Genomic DNA, 17,951 nt, shown 5'->3' with positions numbered 1-17,951 from the left:
CTTTAGGCCACTAATTCAGAGCATCCCGAAATGTCATTAACTCCGTTTACCAAACAGCAACTGCTGCCGCAGGAAGAAAAGCTGGAAATCGCAAGACACAAGAGCGAACTTTTTATTGGCATTCCGAAGGAAACCAGTTACCAGGAACGCCGCATTTGCCTCACGCCCGATGCCGTCAACTCGCTCACTTCGCATGGGCATCGCGTCATGATCGAGGCCGGGGCCGGTGCCAGTTCGAGTTATTGCGACAAGGAATATGCCGATGCCGGAGCCGAAATCACGGCCGACACCAAAAAGGTACTCAGTTGCCCGATGCTGCTCAAGGTCGAGCCACTGACGATGGAGGAAATCAAGCTCGTCAACCCCGGAACCATTGTCATTTCGGCGATTCAACTCAAAACCAGAAAGAAAGAATACTTCGAGGCGCTGACCAAAAAGAAAGTCACCGCGCTCGCGTTTGAATACATCAAGGACGAGGATGGCTCCTATCCCGCCGTCAAATCATTGAGCGAGATTGCCGGGACCGCTTCGGTACTGGTCGCCGCAGAACTGATGATCAACAACGAATTCGGGAAAGGGCTTTTGCTCGGCAATATCACAGGCGTTCCGCCAACCGACGTGGTCATTCTCGGAGCGGGAACCGTTGGCGAATTTGCCGCCAAGACCGCGCTCGGACTCGGTGCACACGTCAAGGTTTTCGACAATTCGATCACCAAACTCCGGCGTTTGCAGAACAATTTGAACCAACGCATTTTCACATCCACGATCCAACCCAAATCATTGCTCAAGGCATTGCGCCGTTGTGATGTAGCCATTGGCGCGATGCGAGGAAAGGAACGTTGTCCGGTCGTGGTTACCGAAACGATGGTCGAACACATGAAACGCGGGGCCGTGATTGTCGATGTGAGCATTGACACCGGTGGCTGTTTCGAGACCTCGGAAGTCACTACGCATGAAAAGCCGACGTTCATCCGCCACAATGTGATCCATTATTGCGTGCCGAATATCCCGTCTCGTTATTCGAAGACCGCTTCGCTGTCGATCAGCAACATCATCACCCCTTACCTTTTGCAGATTGCAGAGGACGGCGGAATCGAAAGTGCGATCCGCATGAACAAAGGACTCAAGAACGGCGTGTACCTGTACCATGGAATCTTGACCAATAAAGCGATTGGCGACTGGTTCGGACTTTCGGACAGCGACATCAATTTGATTGTGTTTTAACGACAGATTCGCTTACCTTTGCGCCGAATTGAACATACAAATTTATCATGACTTTTAAATACCGTTTTGCCTATTATATGGTAGGCTTCGTGATCGGGATGTTTTTCGTGGCCGTCGTTTGGAGCGGAAAAGACACCCGCTGCAATTATTTCCCGAATGCCCGCGTCTTGAACGACCTGCGCAGCAAACCGTTCCATTATTCCGAAAAAGCGTCGGCTGTTTTGGCCGAAACGTGGATCGATACCGTAGACATCAAGAACACACTCGAGCACGGCGATGTCGATTTTGACCGCAGCAACAAGGAATTCGAAAACGGTAAAATCTATACCGTGGAAGGAAAAACGATTAAGCAGCAACCGATTACGCTCGAGTTCATCAACTATCCCAAAAAAGTGGTACTCAACAATATCACAAAAAATTAATTTTTATTGCCAAAGGGGTTGCATATACAAATTCTAGGCGTATATTTGCAGCCACCAATGAGGGCGATTAGCTCAGCTGGTTCAGAGCATCTGGTTTACACCCAGAGGGTCGGGGGTTCGAATCCCTCATCGCCCACAAGTTTAAAAACAAATGGTTTCAAAAGCCGATAAATCTTATGATTTATCGGCTTTTTGCTTTTAGGCATACTTCAAATTATTCATTCAATCTTATTTCTTAGGAGATAAAATCGAGACCCGAACAAATCAAAAAATTAGGGTCTCGCTAAAATCGCTTAAGCCTTGCAAACACTGGTATTGTCGAACCTATTCACTTACCCGTTTAAAATTTGAACATCTTGTTTGCAATTACTCAGAACAATAAATTGATTAGTAATTAAAAAGGTTACCGCCATGAAAACAAAAATCACTTTGCATTTCTATGCAAAAAAAACCAAAGCCAATGTTGCCGGACTTCTGCCAATTTATATCCGGCTAACTGTCGATGGAGAACGTCTCGAATTTAGTTCCAAAAAATTTATCGAAAAATCAAAATGGTCTGATGAATTGTCGAAAATGAAAGGCACTTCAGAGGAAGCCCGTTCAATTAATAACTATCTCGATTCTGTAAAATCACAGATAATTGATATTCAAATGACACTCACCCATAAAAGAGAAGCTTTAAATATCGAAAACTTCCGGAAGCGTCTGTTCGATGAAACAGATTCTCAACGAATGCTTTTACCAATTTACAGAGACCACAACAACCGGATTGAGGGATTGCTCGGAAACGGTTACGCGCCTGGCACATTAGAACGATTTAAAATTTCATTGAAACATCTTGAAGAATTCCTATTGTGGAAATTGAATGCAAAAGATATCGCGATTGATAAAATTGATTTCGCACTGATCACTGATTTCGAATTTTACTTAAGAAGCGAAAAGAACTGCAGCAATAATACCGCAGTGAAATACGTCCGCAATTTTAGAAAGATTATTAAAATTTGCCTGAGCAATGATTGGCTTGAAAAAGACCCATTTGTTAAGTATGACGGCAAAATGAAAGAAGTTGAAACGGAATTTCTAACCGAAGAAGAAATCCAAAGCATTTATTCAAAGAAGTTCCGCACACCAAGACTTGAACTGGTACGGGATATTTTTATCTTTTGCTGTTTTACCGGCTTAGCTTACGTTGATGTGAAAGGATTAAAACAAGACCATATCGGAATTGGCATCGACGGCCAAAAGTGGATATTTAAGAATCGACAAAAAACCGATACCAAATCAAAGATACCTTTGCTACCAATTCCTGAAGAATTGATTAAGAAATATGCGGCGCATCCAAAATGTTTAAATGAAGATAGGGTCCTACCTGTTCTTAGCAATCAAAAAATGAACGGCTATTTAAAGGAGATTGGTGACTTGTGTGAAATTACTAAAGAAATTACTTTTCACATGGCCAGACATACATTTGCAACTTCCGTGACACTCACAAATGGAGTTCCAATTGAAAGCGTTAGCAAAATGCTAGGTCATAAAAATATTCAGACTACTCAGCATTACGCTAGAGTTCTGGATAAAAAGGTAAGTGAGGACATGCAAAATTTAAGAATGAAGTTTAGTAGCAGCGGCGCTATGCTACAAGCTAATGGCTAGTATTCCCTATTTTAAAATACCTTTGCTTCAATGATAAATTTTGATTTAAGGATATTTATGGATAAGCAAATTATACAAATTGAGTCAGTAAATGTCAGTGAATTAACTGATATAATTTCAGACAAACTTATAGAAAAATTAGAGGCGAAGATTTCGTTTTTAATTCAAAAAAGTTCAGATGACGAGCTACTCACAAGAGAAGAAACGGCGAAGTTGCTAAAGATAAATGTCACAACTTTGTGGAATTGGACGAACAAAGGTAAATTGATTGCTTACGGAATCGGTAATAGAGTTTATTATAAAAGAGGTGAAATTATGAACGCCCTGATTGCTTATAAAAGTAAACTCTAACTGTCTCAAATTTCATCAGCCTCATCCATCCTTTTAACTAGCGTATCCCTCAAAGAATTCAAAAACTTAGTCTTCTCACTTTTCCGCGCGCGCATTTCAAAGAAAGTTCGATGGAACTGCCCTAAATCAATGTCGAAAGTTTCCTCAAAGAATTTGGCAGTTTCCTTCAAGTCCGTAGTACCATTATTGAAAACGCCTTCAGCGTGCAGCGCATATATCAATTCAATCAGTGCAACTTTCGAACCGGTCCACTTTTGAACCTGGCGATCCGAAATATTATAAGGCACCGGCTTACTGTCGAGCTTCGCAATTTCCGTCTCCAAATAAACTTGGATTAAATCATTGGCCATAATCTTTGCCACCTTGAAATCATGCGAAGTATTAAAGCGGTTATCAGCCTGGAAATAAAAACTGTCAAGAGTTAACTTAATGTCATATCGACCGCGAAGAAAATATTTGTCGTCAAGATAGATATTGCCAGTCCGGAAATATTTATAAAATTCAATGTTATCATTGAAGTAGGTTTTAAGCTTTGCCAATTCAGCGTGGTAATATTTTCGCAAATATTTCTGTCCACCGAAAGGTTTATTAGTTTCGATGTTGTACACTTCATTGTAGTAAATAAGCTTCGAAACAAACTGCGGTTTGATGTCCTTAAAAAATTGAATTTCTTCATCAGTATTCTGAAACTTAAATTTCACGAAATGAGTTTTAAGTTTCTCAAGAACTACGATCGATGCCTTAATAGAATCTTCAGCAACTTTAATCGAAATTTTTTCAGATTCGATTTCGGTTAACTGTACGAGTAATTCTTCCATAAGTTGGTTAGCAAAATTTCTCATATGAAAACTGGTAATGTTTGTTTGAGCCAAATCTATAATCAGAAGTTCTGATTTCCTACAACATGATTTTACAATTCAGCAATGTATCAATGTTAAAAATGCAAGCATTAATTAATCCTTTCAAATTCAAAAAGCAATAAATTACTAAATATCAAAGAATTACAAAATTTCGTGTAAATGAAGATGGATGGACAAGAACCGGTATTGCCACACTGGTTTTAAAGTGGTAATTTCATCGCCGATATCAGCCGAGCACTTTTTACACGCCAAAAACCTCCTAACCCAAACAAACTTCGACGTGATAAAAGCATGCAAATTTCATTTGTTGCTGTTGCTCATTACATCCCAATTCGTAAATGCACAGCACAAAAATTTTAAAGTTCCGGACAGCCTAAAAAACAAAACTATCGATCATGTGATTGACAGGCTTGATGAAAATGAAGCTGATGAAGTCCTTGATTCTATTTACGCCAACACATTTCTATACAAGGCAAAACGGGCGAATAATGCCGATAATCTGATGCGTGCTTACAATGTGATGATGCACAAATCCCCGAAAGATACCTGGCTGCAATATTGCGATACCATGCTCACAGTCGCAGCACGTTCACAACAAAACAAGTTAATCGGCAGCGCCTACCTTACGCGCGGAATAGTATATAATTCACTTAAACAGCAAACGAAGGCTCTTGATGATTATCTGCTGGCCGATAATTTCATTTCTAAAACCGATGATTTATACCTGCGATATAAAGCCAAGTTTTCAATAGCACTCATAAAAAACAATTTGGGATATTATCATGAAGCAATCTCACTTTTAAACGAATGTGAGGTGTACTTCAAAGAGAATGAACCCGGGCTTCCGCATTTAAGAACTTTGCATGCATTGTGTCTATGTTACATCAAGACTAAGGATTATTCAAAAGTTGCAAACTTGATCGATATCGGTTACAGGGAATCAATCGATATGGAAGAACTTAAGACCATCCCATATTTCAAAAACGTCGAAGGTAGAAACGAGTTCTTTAAGGAAAATTATGCAGTTGCCATTGAAAAGTTACAGCAGTCACTTCCCCAGTTAATCAAATTCGAAGATTTTATTACTGTTTCTTCAACCTACTATTTCATAGGTCGTAGTTACTGGGTGTTAGGCGAAAAAGAAAAAGCGATTCCATATCTTAAAAAAGTTGATGAACTATTCAGTCAGGAGAAATTCATTAAGGATGAAGTTTTGGAAGCTTACGATTTACTGGCACAGTACTACGAGGAAAAAGGAAATACAACCGAGCAGCTTAAATATTTGACAGGTCTTCTAAAAGCGGAAACGTTTGTAAGCAAAAATTTCAGGTATCTCTCTGAAAACATGCACCGTCAATACGACCTCAAAAAAATCAAAGATGCTACTGAAGCCTTGAAGCAGGAGTTATATTTTAGGGACAAGCTTGAAATTATCCTGGGCATCGTGTTTTTGGTTATTTGCATTGTGGTAGGGTTTATTTTCTGCAAACAGTATCAGCGCCGGAAGTTGCGTAAAACAAAGTTTAAAGGTGTTATATCACATAAGGATCGTACAACTACACCAATGATTGCTACTGATAAAATTGTCGACGGCGACTTAATTATAAAACCCGAAATTGTAGAATCCGTTTCCAAAAAACTTGAAAAATTTGAGGAAAGCGAAATGTTCCTCGACAAAGATTTTAATCTCAATAAGATGGCTGCATTTGTGGATTGTAATACCCGTTACACCTCACGGATTATTTGCGAGACACGAAAAAAGAAGTATATTGAATATGTAGATGATCTGCGCATCGATTACATAGTGGATAAGCTTAAAAATGATAGCAAATACCGCAATTATACAATTAAAGCCCTCACCGAAGAAGCCGGTTTCAAATCACCTCAGAAATTCAAGGAAGCATTTGTAAAAGCTACCGAACTTACGCCATTGTATTTTATCCGCGAACTTAAAAAGCAATCCGCAAATCAGGTATGAAGTTATTTTACAAAAAATCGTACCGAAGTTCGGATTGGCTTCTGAAATAAAGTAAATCAATCACGACAATTTTGTGCCATAACAATTTAAATCATACGTTATGGCCGTCGAAATTATTACACGGGAAGACTTAAACGAATTCCGCACATTACTTTTAAAAGACTTCAAGGAAATACTGCAAGCTAAACCCGATCAGGCTAAACAATGGCTCAAATCAACAGAAGTAAGAAAGCTTCTGAACATTTCACCGGGAACGCTGCAAACGCTCCGCATCAATAAAACACTTTCATATACCAGGATCGGCGGCATCATTTATTACGCCAATCAGGATATAGAGAAATTGCTCGAAAGCCAATAAAGTAAGTTCAGAGCGCACGTTGTTTAATTCCAAGTAATTCAGCCTATGAATTACATTAAACATCTGACCGGCTTTTTCGACAAGGTCGCAAAAGACAAACTGCTGAACCCTACGCATGTCAGTCTATATATTGCGCTGTTTCAATTTTGGAACATTCATCGGTTCCGTAATCCCATAAGTATATCCCGACAGGAGATTATGCGCATCAGCAAAATCAGTTCTTTGGCCACCTATCACCGTTGCCTGAAACTGTTAGACGCGCATGGTTATATCAAATATGAGCCATCCTTCAATCCGTATAAAGGCAGTCAGGTTTTCCTTTTCAATTTTGCCGACGATCTCAAGCCAACCGCGCGTAATGCACGAACAGCTACTTCAAATTTTGAATCTGCTACTGAACAGGCTATAAACAAGCATGATACTAGTAATGAAACAACTAGTGAACAGGTTGGTGAAATAGCACTAGTACCTTATAAAAACAATACAAACAATACAAACGGTTCAAACATTTCAAACAGCTTAAACTTGGGTGAGCAAGCACAAAAAAATGAAATTGAAGGTTCCGATTTTTTAATTGTGAGCAAAAATGAAAAAGAAAAAAGTTCCGCTAAAAAAGAAAAAGACAATCCTGATTCCGTGAACAATTTTCCAACTGAAGAAGAAAGCGTCGAGCACGTCCGGCAACTTTTTTCTGTTCCAGAAGAAAGTTTCCCGGAAACACCACTTCCGAACCCGACCGTCGAAGAAGTATTGAAATATTTCAGTTATCAAAACTATCCCGAAGTCGAGGCAAATAAATTCTACAACTATTTTAAAAGCATTGGTTGGCTTGTTGGTGGCAAGATTCCAATGACCGACTGGCCGGCTGCAGCCAGAAACTGGATGTTGAACGCTCCAAAGTTTACTACCAATGAACGAACAGACAGAACCAAATCTTTTGATACATCAGCCGACAAAGACTATTCAGAGCCACTATAACTATAACGAGGTTTGTTCCTGGATTGAGAGAAAAGGAATTGAATTATATGGCAAGCGATTCAGGATCATCGAAAACGACCTGCTGGTGATTTATCAGCTTATCGCTTATTTCCTCAAGGATGAACAAAGTGCCTTCCAACATAATCTCGATTTAGAAAAGGGTATTTTATTGGTTGGTCCGGTAGGCTGCGGTAAAACATCGTTGCTAAACATCATGAAATTCCTTGCGCCCGTCGAACAGAAATTTTCTGTAAAACCTTGTCGCGATATCAGTTTTGAGTTTATCCACGACGGCTATGAGATAATTCACAAATACAGCAAAGGAAAACTATATCAATCCAACCCTAAGATTTATTGCTTCGATGATTTAGGAACAGAGAACAATCTAAAATACTATGGTAACGAATGTAACGTGATGGCCGAGATAGTTCTAAGCCGATACGACATTTTCATCAGCAAAAAGATACCGACGCACATTACATCAAATCTTTCCGCTTCCGAAATCGAAACCCATTACGGCCTGCGGGTGCGAAGCCGCCTGCGCGAAATGGTCAATTTAATTTCTTATGACAAAAACACAAAAGACAAACGCTAAAAAATAACCTCATGAAATCAATACAATTATTTTGGGACTGGATCCGCTACAATGAACAAACACTTCGAAATCTTAGAAATGAAAAGCCTTCTGTGCAAAAAATGTTTATCTATTGGCTCGATAAACATCTACACAATTACTGCGAGCAGCTTGAAAGTATATTAATGTTTCCTGCAAACGAAAATCAACCCACGCAGCTTGTGATTTCTGCAAGTGGAAATCCGGAATATTTTGAACAGGTAACAACTTTGATTGAGAGCGCACCAATACTGCGCAATTGGAAATTTGTCGCTTTTATTCAGCCTTCGCAAAGCATAGATGAAATGGAAGCAGGATTAGATAAGCCTTATGTGTTTAAGGATATCGAATTGAAAGCAAGTGAACTTAAATTTATGCCTTTCCAATACGAGGACGTGAAGAAAATTGACATGATTGTTTACTTAAAAAATTTCACCGTACACTGCACTAATAAAAATCTTTTGCACGTAGTTTTTATAATCTTACAGGATTTAATTGGAGAAAAATCATTGTTCGAAAATATCAACTTTGTTGAATTAGCACAAATGCCACCTGAAGAAATAAATGAATTAATTTACATGTATGAACTACAGACATATTTGGACGACCTTAACAAATTCAATGGTTCCCAAGGGAACTAGAAGTTATCCCTGATTCAAAAGGAAATCCTCATTTTTTATTCGTGAAAAATTCATACTTTGGTAGCTGATAAAAACAAACAAATGTCCTTATTTCAGCAATCTGTACTTGAAAAATATTTAAAGCTTCAGGATGACTTGATAGTCGAAAAAGCATATAAAAAGTTTACGAAATATTTTGAAAACCCGGTAATTCAGCAAAACATTCGAAACAGTAAGGAGGAGCAGTTTCAAGAAGGCTTTCTTCGTGAATTGTTTGTGAACGTCTTAGGCTATACATTAAATCCGAATCCAAAATTTAATTTAACTTCAGAATTTAAAAATCTTGGTGGCGCAAAAAAAGCTGATGGTGCAATTCTAAAGAGCGGAAAAGCTATTGGGGTAATTGAATTGAAAGGTACAAATACCAAAGATTTAGAGAATATAAGAAGACAGGCTTTTGATTACAAAGCAAACCATGTCGGGTGTATTTATGTAATCACTTCAAATTTTGAAAAATTAAGATTCTACATAAACAACGCTGTGGAATTTCTAGAATTTAATCTTTTCACAATTGGTAAGTCGGAATTTAAAACTTTGTACCTCTGTCTAGCAGCTGAAAATATCTTTGGTGATTTGCCGCTAAAAATTAAACAGGCCTCTATTGTAGAGGAAAAGAAAATTACAAATAGATTTTATGCTGATTACTCATTATTTAAGCGTGAACTGTATCGTGATTTAGTCCGGCAAAACGCAAATAATAGCTTATTTAGAGATTTAAGTGAGAAAAACTTTAAACTTACACTATTTAAAAAGTCTCAGAAGCTTATTGATAGATTTCTATTTATTCTGTTTGCAGAGGACAGCGGTTTACTTTCTCCAAATACAATTACAGAAATTTTATCAGAGTGGACAACTTTAGTTTCACTTGACGAACCTACTCCGCTGTATGAGCGCTATAAGAAATATTTTAATTATTTAGATACGGGTCGCAAGGGAACTACCGCGAAAGATGAAATTTTCGCATACAATGGAGGCTTGTTCGAGCCTGATGCAATATTAAATTCGATTTTAATTGATGACGATTTATTATACCGTCATACAAAACACCTAACAACTTATCATTTCAAAAGCCAAGTTGACGTAAACATATTAGGGCATATTTTCGAAAATTCCCTAAACGAGATTGAAAGTATTAATGCTGAAATCGAGGATAAGAATTTTGATAAGCAAACAAGCAAGAGGAAGAAGGATGGAGTATTTTACACCCCAAAGTATATTACCAAGTATATTGTAGATAATACCGTTGGTAAACTTTGTAAATTAAAAAAGATTGAACTTGGAATTAATGAGGAAGATTATGCAAAAGGCAGAAAAAATCGTCACGAAACCACCATTTTAAAACTTAACCAACAATTAAAAGACTATCGAGAATGGTTACTGAATATTACTATATGTGATCCTGCATGTGGCTCGGGTGCATTTTTAAATCAAGCGTTAGATTTTCTTATAGCAGAGCATAAATATTTGGATGAACTTAATAAATCTTTATTTGGCGGTTTTATTGTTTTCCCAGATATCGAAAATCAAATCCTCGAAAAGAAATATATTCGGCGTTGATTTGAATGAAGAAAGTGTAGAGATCGCAAAACTATCACTGTGGCTTCGAACTGCACAACCAAAGAGAAAACTAACAAGTTTAAACAATAATATTAAACGTGGAAATTCTCTTGTAGACAACAAAGCTGTTGCTGGAGCTGCTGCATTTAATTGGAAAGAAAACTTCCCAGAGGTATTTGAAGCGGGAGGTTTTGATGTCATTATTGGAAATCCACCATACGTACCAACTGAATACATTGAGGCAGAAGAAAAAAAATATCTGGAAAAAACTTATCAATCTGCATTTGGGAGAATTAATTTATATCCAATATTTTATGAGAAAGGAATACAAATATTAAGGCCAAATGGTGTACTTGGCTTTATTACGCCTTATACGATACTTAAAAATCAGTATTATAAAGAAGCTCGAAAATATATTATCGAAAATTCGAAAATAATTGAAATTATCGATTTTAAGGGAATAAGTGTTTTTGAAGATGCCGCTGTTGATTCAATCATTTTATTATTGGAAAAAAATGTGGCAGATAAATATGTGTATCGACAAATATCAAAAATCGTTTCATTTGAAAACGAAGTATATACTGTCAATTCCTTTAATATTTCAGAAATATTAAAAAGTCCCGATTTATCGATGTTGAGTACAACGCACGATAAGTTAATTAAAAACCTATCTAAAGACACCATCCCGTTAAAAGATATTGTAGATTTTAAACAAGGTATAATTACGGGAGGCAATAGCAAGTTTATTACAACAAACAGTTCCCCATTGACAAAAAAAGTAGTAACGGGAAGTGATTTTAATAAATACTCATTTGTAGATTCCGGTAATCTAATAGTTTATGACATCGTCAATCTACATCGGCCGAGAAAACCTGAAATATTCGAAGCATCAGAAAAAATACTACTTAGACAAACCGCGTCATATCCAATATGCACGCTAGATACCAAACAGTTTTATACTCTGGATACGGTGCATAATGGATTGCTCATTAACAACAACTTCTCACTTAAATTTATATTGGCGTTGTTAAATAGTAAACTCCTTAGATTTCTATATGAAAGTCAAATTAACGAGGGCGGTAAGGTGTTTGCGCAAGTAAAAATAATTTATGTCGATCCGCTTCCAATCCCTAAATTAACCCTAGAACGTCAACTGCCATTTATTGAAGCTGTGGATAGTGTGCTTCAAGCCAATACAGAACTTCAAGTAGTCGCCTCAAAGTTTAATAAATACATCGTAAGCACTCAAAAATTCGACGATTTACCTAAAAAGCTTGAATCTTGGTACCAACTGACATTTGAAGATTTTTTGCTTGAAATAGACAAGCATCGAAAATCTTTAAAATTACCTAGTTTGACTATGAGAGATAAATTTGACTGGTTAGAAATTTTTGATGAAAACAAACAGAAAGCAAACAAATTAAAATTATTAGTTGATAATACACTTAGAGAAATAGATGATCTTGTTTATAAATTGTACGGCTTAGACGAAAATGAGATCTCTCAAATTAACGATTAATTGATTAAAAATGGCGACAACTCAATACAAAGGCACAAGATGGTTCAAATGCGATTTGCATTTACATACGTCAGCGAGTAAATGTTTTCATAATCAAGCAGTAACAGCTCAAGAGTGGGTAAACCGCGCTATTGAACAGGGTTTAAATTGTGTTGCCGTTACAGACCATAACACTGGCTTTAGTATCGATTCGATAAAGGCTGCTGCGTTAGGGACAGATTTAGTGGTATTTCCTGGCGTTGAAATTACCTGTGACACATCCAAAATTCATATCCTAGTTTTATTTGATGTACATAAAACTACCGACACTATTAATGATTTTCTTATTAAAGCTGGCATTAATCGTACTGATTTCGGTACACAAGAAGCGTATACATCCACCAACATTTTCGACATTGCAGAAATTGCCCATAATGATGGTGCAATTATAATTCCCGCACACATAGACGAATATAATGGCTTAGGATCGGTAAGTGTCGCGAACCTCAAAAAATTTTACGAACTTGATTGTATCAATGCGGTTCAAGTTGTTCATAAAGAATTTCTAATTGCATCGCCAATTTTAAGCGGAAACTCACAACTTAAAGCTTTATTAAATGAGTATTATAATAATCCTACGCCGGCAATTGATGACGCTATAATAAAAGAGTGGTACACTCCAGTCAAGTATGCATTAGAAAATAATTTAGCAATCCTTACATTTTCAGATAATCCGCACGAGCCAAAAAATTCAAAACATGGACTTTGGGGAATTGGCTCACATTATACGTGGATAAAAATGGATGAAGTCCCAACACTTGAGGGTCTTCGCCAAGCATTCTTGTTGCCAGATTTCAGAATCTGTAATGAATTTGATTCACCGGGTAAACCTTATAATATGCCGGACCTCTGGATTAAATCAATCACAATTACTAATACAGAAATCACCGGGCCAACATCTCCGTTAAAACTGGCATTTAGTCCTCAGCTCAATACAATAATTGGTGGTCGAGGTAGTGGGAAATCAAGCGTTTTACGATTTATTAGAGGAGTTTTTAATAGAACTTCCGATTTAACAGATCTTCAAGAAATCATTCAAGATCATGACGATTTTTATAAAAAACAAGGAGGTAGACCACAAAAAGGTGTCCTAAATGATAACACGGTTATTGAAATTGAGTTTGTTAGAAACAACACACTGCACAAATTTTTGGCCTCAAATATATCTAATTCAAGAAATCAAAGAGTAGAAATTTCTCGCCTTAACGCCGACGGAATTTTGTGGGATAACATTACTGACGTAGGTTATTCTGATTTCTTTGAATTCGAACATTATTCTCAAAAGCAAATATACGAGATCGCACAGGAGCCTAATGCTTTACGCGAAAGGATCGATAGCGCTATTGTGGATATAGAGAAACTTAAATCCGATCGCGAAATAATACGAAATCAATTTTTAGAAAAATCGACGGCAATTCGCACCGCAGATTCATTAATAGCGGGTAAAGGAAAGATTGAAACTACGATCAAAGATTTAGACGATAGCATAAAAAAATTACAGCAAAGCGGTATCGCGAAAATTTTGACTGATAAAGAAAAATTTGCTTCACAAGAGGAAATTCTTAAATTATTTGCAACTGAGTTAACTACACGAGAAAAAGCTATTGAATTATTAGTTTCATCATTGGAACTTCCATCCGTTGATTTAACTGAATTTGATGATAAATACTCTGCACAAATTTCTGAAGCATCGAAATCAGTTATTGATGGTATTAGCATTATCAAAGGAGAAATCGATAAACAGCGGGAAGCAATATCTAAACTTAAGTCGGACTTTCGAAACCAAAATTAACACATCCATTTGGAAGGTGGAATACGATAAGAATGAAACAGATTTTGAGTCAAAAAAATTAGAACTCGAAGCAGAAGGAATAAATGATATAGCAAATTTTGAAAAACTTTCGAATGATAAAAGTACCTACGAAACTGATTTACAAGCTATAATACTTAAGGAAACCAAACGCGCAACCGAAGTTGCAGAAAGATTGCAACTTCAAGAAGATTTTTTAAGTGTGTCAAAAGAAATTTCGGCAAAACGAAGGGAGTTTGTTAGCCAATCATTACAGGATGATAAGGTTAAAATAAATATTAAATCATTCAGAAACAGGAATGACTATATCCATAAGCTCAGAATGATCCTTCAAAAAGATAGCGGCTATGAGAGAGATTTGGAATTCTTAGCCAACCTCTGTTTTAATGGAAATGTTGAAACGAATATACATACGGTAAGAAAAATATTTGTAGACTTGAAAAAAGGAATTGAGGTCCCCGAAATCACCGGTTACCTCAAAGCTTTAATTTTAAAAATATCTGATGCACAAATAGACGAGATTGAGTTACTACTACCTGAAGACGAGATAGAAGTTCAATATAGACCTACACCGAATGCTGCATTCAAGTCGCTTTCGACTGCATCAGCCGGACAAAAAACAACTGCAATTTTAACTTTCATACTTTCACATGGTAAATCACCTTTAATTTTAGATCAACCAGAAGATGATTTAGATAATAGATTAGTTTATGAATTAATAGTAGACAGGTTAAAACAGGCAAAAAATCAAAGGCAAATTATTGTGGTTACTCATAACGCGAATATTCCCGTAAATGGTGACGCAGAGTTTATTATTTCAATGAATTCCGAAAGCAAATTTTTAGAAGTTTTGCATTCGGGCACAGTAGAACAACCTCATATTAAAAAAGAAATATGTGACGTCATGGAGGGAACCGAACAAGCATTTGATATGAGATCAAGAAGATATAAACAAATTTAACTTTCGAAAATGGCAGACGATTTTAATGACACATTTTTGCCACGCTTACAGGAAAGCGAATTATATAAAGCGCTAACGAAAAAGTGCCGCGCAAAAGATAGTAAGGTAATTGGATTAGTTGATGACGCGGTCTACTATGCGTTTGAGCGCACGAAGACTATTATTAGCCATATGGGCGAGTATACGTTACACGATGCTGATCATTTATTCAGGGTACTCCATATAATGGAAAAATTACTGCAAAAAAAAAATATTAAGCAGTTATCAATTCCAGAACTTATGTTACTTATTCTAAGCGCCTTCTTCCATGATATTGGTATGGCACCAGATTTAAAGGAAGTTTTAGCTTGGAAGAAGATATGGGACACTAATCCTGAATTCATTGATGATGAAGATAGGATTGCGTATCAAAAGTTTAAAATATTTTACTCCGGAAGACCAGATGACGATGAGCTGTTAAGTAATCTTGTCGATAAAGGTGAATTATCAAAGGCCGAAACTTTAAAATCTTATTTAGTTACAGAATTTATCCGCATGACCCACGCTGAACGGGCCCGAACAATTATTAGCAAAGATTGGAATAAAAAAATAGTTTTTAGGAATACTGATATTACTGTAGAGTTAGCCCAGATTTGTTATAGTCATAACGAGGATGCACAAACTCTTCTTGATCTTGATATGGATTTGTCTTTTGGAAATGAAATTGTGGCATGCCTGCCGTTAATCGCGATAATTTTGAGACTTTCAGATATATTAGACTTTGATGGAAAAAGAACCCCAAACATATTATACTCTCATTTGTACGTTCGCCATCCCGTTTCAATCGCGGAGTGGAATAAGCATCGAGAAGTAAACTCTTGGGATATTTCTCCCAAGCTAATTCAATTTAACGCAAAATGTACACATCCCGCGATAGAAGCTTCAATAAGAAAATTTTGTGATCTAATAGACAAGGAGTTGAGCACTTGCTACAATTTAATCTCAGTAGTAAACGAAAATAATCAAAAAAGCGGCAGAGATATTGAAATAAAATTTCCATTTAAAGTTAATAGGTCAAAAATTGTAACTGAAAAAGATTTCGATAATCAGCCGAAGTATATCTATCGTGATACGCACTTCACTTTAAGCAAAACTCAAGTTGTCGAACTCTTGATGGGCACAAAGTTATATGGCGACCCTCAAGTAGCACTCAGAGAGTTAATCCAAAATTCTATTGATGCTTGTCTACTACGGTTAGCGCAAGAAAACAAATGGCAAAAGCCATATACGCCTGAAATAACAGTCAAGTATTATGATCTAAAAGGGGAGGCAATTTTAGAAGTTACCGATAATGGCACTGGTATGGATCAGCATATTATAGACAATTATTACTCTAAGGTTGGGTCTTCATTTTATAAGTCAGACGAATTCTACAGCTTGAAGGCAGAAACAAACGGAAACTTTATTCCTACCTCACGATTTGGAATAGGAATATTATCGTGTTTCATGGTGGCAGATACATTAATTGTAGACACAAAAAAAGTTTATGAAAACCATCGTTCAAGCGAACCTCTAAACATTACAGTAGAAGGTCAGGAAAGTATTTTTTGGATAAAAAAAGGGTCTCGAACTTTGCCAGGTACTACCACAAAACTTGTGCTCAGAAAAAATAAAAATCCGTGGGAAAAAATGACTCCAGAGAATTTTTTAAAATCTGTTGAAAGTGTCATTCCTAATCCGCCATTCAAAATTAATATCCAATCGACAGAATTGAAAAAATTTGTAGATCAAACAAGCTTTAAAAAGATAACTTCAGCTAGCTTAAAAGACAAAAGCTGGGGTGAAAATGAAAATATAAAGGTATTTGAAATTGTTATAGATAAATTGGGTGTGGTTGGCTCGGCTTCAGTGGCAGTTTTGGAAGAAAAAGGTATGCCTGTCAAAAAAATTGATTTAACTGCAAAGGAAATTGATATTGACGGAAATAAATACACGCTAGAGAAGAGCATTAGGATTGATGAAAACATTATTTCAGAGGTCTCAAAATCTATTTCAATAAACGATAAGGGAGAAATTAGGGCTTATGATAGTACTTCAGAAGCTTCTCGATCGAAATCCCAATTGTCTTTACACGGGATAGAAGTCCCTACAAATCTTTTTAGGTATTCGTTTGAAACAAAGAAAAATCATATTCGAATCTCATGGCCTTTTCCATTAATTCTAGTAATTGATGTCTGTGGAGAACGAGATTTGGACCTAAACTCACCTCGCACAGAAATTCTCTTAACTGATAAATGGATTAGTCTGGAGGAAGACCTAGCTTTTCTAATTTGCCAAGATATTGCAAATCAGGTTAGCGATGATTATTGGAATGTGCTCAAAACAATTTTAGAGGAATCCTCTAAAAGCAATTCTTTTCTAAATGGCTTAAAGCGCGTGGAAAAAGATTGGTAAAGTTTTAATGCAGAAATCACAATAAATTATAGCGAATAAATACGCGTGTTTTTTCTATAGTCCGAGAGTAACTTCTTAAAACGGTAGGCTTAGAAAATCTAAAATCATAAGTTTAAAAAAAAAACTATAATGCAAAGGCATTTTCGAAAATAAGTTTTAGCAATTTAAAAATAACGTGGAATAGATTTAGCTAGAATATCATTATACGGGCAATCAATCGGTCTCTCTCCTCATTCACCTTAGTTCCGCCACGCTGCTCCAGTCAGTCGTGCCTCCTTCCGTTCCGCAGTACACTCAAAAAGGCAAATGCAAAAAGCTTTTAAAAAAAAAAGCACTTTGCATTTGCCTTTTTTCGTCGTGGTCTTCACACGGCTCATTTCGTCGTTCGTCGCGGCTCTGCATCCATAACACCACAACTTCCGCAAGCTACAGTTGCCGTGTTTATGTCTGCCGCCGCTTGTTAATTGGGCGGTTGCCGCCTTGCCCACGCCATCGGGGTTGGCTCCGCTGCGCTT

The 17,951-nt window shown here is 36.9% G+C and carries 15 protein-coding genes and 1 tRNA gene; 15 read left to right on the top strand and 1 reads right to left on the bottom strand.

Going from position 1 to position 17,951, the window contains the following annotated elements; translation table 11 throughout:
* Nucleotides 1-30 precede the first annotated feature (30 nt).
* From QM717_RS16200 to QM717_RS16180, 5 genes are all read left to right on the top strand, one after another.
* The gene (locus QM717_RS16200) at nt 31-1,224 is read left to right on the top strand and encodes an alanine dehydrogenase (protein ID WP_415039026.1); all 1,194 of its coding nucleotides are present in this window, start codon (nt 31-33) and stop codon (nt 1,222-1,224) included.
* Between the two features lie 47 nt (nt 1,225-1,271).
* Nucleotides 1,272-1,646 (top strand): DUF4258 domain-containing protein, encoded by a 375-nt coding sequence (locus QM717_RS16195; RefSeq protein ID WP_415039024.1) that lies wholly within the window; start codon nt 1,272-1,274, stop codon nt 1,644-1,646.
* 61 nt (nt 1,647-1,707) lie between these two features.
* Nucleotides 1,708-1,782, top strand: a tRNA-Val gene (locus QM717_RS16190).
* Between the two features lie 275 nt (nt 1,783-2,057).
* Entirely contained in the window at nt 2,058-3,299 is a 1,242-nt protein-coding gene (locus QM717_RS16185; RefSeq protein ID WP_415039022.1) for a site-specific integrase, read from the top strand.
* A 57-nt stretch (nt 3,300-3,356) separates the two neighbouring features.
* Complete coding sequence (locus tag QM717_RS16180; protein WP_415039020.1) at nt 3,357-3,650, top strand: helix-turn-helix domain-containing protein; 294 nt, start codon at nt 3,357-3,359, stop codon at nt 3,648-3,650.
* Nucleotides 3,651-3,655: 5 nt separating this feature from the next.
* Here QM717_RS16180 and QM717_RS16175 read toward each other — a convergent pair whose 3' ends face one another.
* Entirely contained in the window at nt 3,656-4,468 is an 813-nt protein-coding gene (locus QM717_RS16175) for an RteC domain-containing protein (RefSeq protein WP_415039018.1), read from the bottom strand.
* Nucleotides 4,469-4,679: 211 nt separating this feature from the next.
* On the opposite strand from QM717_RS16175, the gene QM717_RS16170 reads away from it, so the two are divergent.
* The 10 genes from QM717_RS16170 (at nt 4,680) to QM717_RS16125 (ending at nt 17,436) form a co-directional block, all read left to right on the top strand.
* The gene (locus tag QM717_RS16170) at nt 4,680-6,488 is read left to right on the top strand and encodes a hypothetical protein (protein ID WP_415039016.1); all 1,809 of its coding nucleotides are present in this window, start codon (nt 4,680-4,682) and stop codon (nt 6,486-6,488) included.
* Nucleotides 6,489-6,588: 100 nt separating this feature from the next.
* A complete protein-coding gene (locus tag QM717_RS16165) occupies nt 6,589-6,846 on the top strand; it encodes a helix-turn-helix domain-containing protein (RefSeq protein WP_415039014.1) in 258 nt (85 codons plus the stop codon).
* A gap of 45 nt (nt 6,847-6,891) precedes the next feature.
* Nucleotides 6,892-7,824, top strand: a complete 933-nt coding sequence (locus tag QM717_RS16160) for a transcriptional regulator (RefSeq protein WP_415039012.1) — start codon at nt 6,892-6,894, stop codon at nt 7,822-7,824.
* Nucleotides 7,757-8,419 carry an ATPase gene (locus QM717_RS16155; protein WP_415039010.1) on the top strand — a complete coding sequence of 221 codons (663 nt, stop codon included), beginning with the start codon at nt 7,757-7,759 and terminating at the stop codon, nt 8,417-8,419. The genes QM717_RS16160 and QM717_RS16155 overlap by 68 nt, the downstream gene beginning before the upstream one ends.
* An 11-nt stretch (nt 8,420-8,430) precedes the next feature.
* A complete protein-coding gene (locus tag QM717_RS16150; protein WP_415039008.1) occupies nt 8,431-9,078 on the top strand; it encodes a hypothetical protein in 648 nt (215 codons plus the stop codon).
* 57 nt (nt 9,079-9,135) lie between these two features.
* Entirely contained in the window at nt 9,136-10,674 is a 1,539-nt protein-coding gene (locus tag QM717_RS16145; protein WP_415039006.1) for a type IIL restriction-modification enzyme MmeI, read from the top strand.
* A 1-nt stretch (nt 10,675) separates the two neighbouring features.
* Nucleotides 10,676-12,193: an Eco57I restriction-modification methylase domain-containing protein gene (locus QM717_RS16140; protein ID WP_415039004.1), complete on the top strand. Its 1,518-nt coding sequence runs from the start codon at nt 10,676-10,678 to the stop codon at nt 12,191-12,193.
* 10 nt (nt 12,194-12,203) lie between these two features.
* The gene (locus QM717_RS16135) at nt 12,204-14,024 is read left to right on the top strand and encodes a TrlF family AAA-like ATPase (protein ID WP_415039002.1); all 1,821 of its coding nucleotides are present in this window, start codon (nt 12,204-12,206) and stop codon (nt 14,022-14,024) included.
* Between the two features lie 16 nt (nt 14,025-14,040).
* Nucleotides 14,041-15,003: a hypothetical protein gene (locus QM717_RS16130; RefSeq protein WP_415039001.1), complete on the top strand. Its 963-nt coding sequence runs from the start codon at nt 14,041-14,043 to the stop codon at nt 15,001-15,003.
* A 9-nt stretch (nt 15,004-15,012) separates the two neighbouring features.
* Entirely contained in the window at nt 15,013-17,436 is a 2,424-nt protein-coding gene (locus QM717_RS16125) for an ATP-binding protein (RefSeq protein WP_415038999.1), read from the top strand.
* The last annotated feature ends 515 nt before the right edge of the window (nt 17,437-17,951 follow it).

The sequence above is a fragment of the Flavobacterium sp. genome, assembly GCF_047602195.1.
In the GTDB taxonomy this organism is placed as follows: Bacteria; Bacteroidota; Bacteroidia; order Flavobacteriales; family Flavobacteriaceae; genus Flavobacterium.
This window is presented reverse-complemented; position numbering and strand designations above follow the sequence as displayed.

Excerpts from the sequence above, each read along its gene's own strand:
- QM717_RS16200 (WP_415039026.1), top strand. The coding sequence starts at position 31 with ATGTCATTAACTCCGTTTACCAAACAGCAACTGCTGCCGCAGGAAGAA.
- QM717_RS16195 (WP_415039024.1), top strand. The coding sequence starts at position 1,272 with ATGACTTTTAAATACCGTTTTGCCTATTATATGGTAGGCTTCGTGATC.
- QM717_RS16185 (WP_415039022.1), top strand. The coding sequence starts at position 2,058 with ATGAAAACAAAAATCACTTTGCATTTCTATGCAAAAAAAACCAAAGCC.
- QM717_RS16180 (WP_415039020.1), top strand. The coding sequence starts at position 3,357 with ATGGATAAGCAAATTATACAAATTGAGTCAGTAAATGTCAGTGAATTA.
- QM717_RS16175 (WP_415039018.1), bottom strand. The coding sequence starts at position 4,468 with ATGGAAGAATTACTCGTACAGTTAACCGAAATCGAATCTGAAAAAATT.
- QM717_RS16170 (WP_415039016.1), top strand. The coding sequence starts at position 4,680 with ATGGACAAGAACCGGTATTGCCACACTGGTTTTAAAGTGGTAATTTCA.
- QM717_RS16165 (WP_415039014.1), top strand. The coding sequence starts at position 6,589 with ATGGCCGTCGAAATTATTACACGGGAAGACTTAAACGAATTCCGCACA.
- QM717_RS16160 (WP_415039012.1), top strand. The coding sequence starts at position 6,892 with ATGAATTACATTAAACATCTGACCGGCTTTTTCGACAAGGTCGCAAAA.
- QM717_RS16155 (WP_415039010.1), top strand. The coding sequence starts at position 7,757 with ATGAACGAACAGACAGAACCAAATCTTTTGATACATCAGCCGACAAAG.
- QM717_RS16150 (WP_415039008.1), top strand. The coding sequence starts at position 8,431 with ATGAAATCAATACAATTATTTTGGGACTGGATCCGCTACAATGAACAA.
- QM717_RS16135 (WP_415039002.1), top strand. The coding sequence starts at position 12,204 with ATGGCGACAACTCAATACAAAGGCACAAGATGGTTCAAATGCGATTTG.
- QM717_RS16125 (WP_415038999.1), top strand. The coding sequence starts at position 15,013 with ATGGCAGACGATTTTAATGACACATTTTTGCCACGCTTACAGGAAAGC.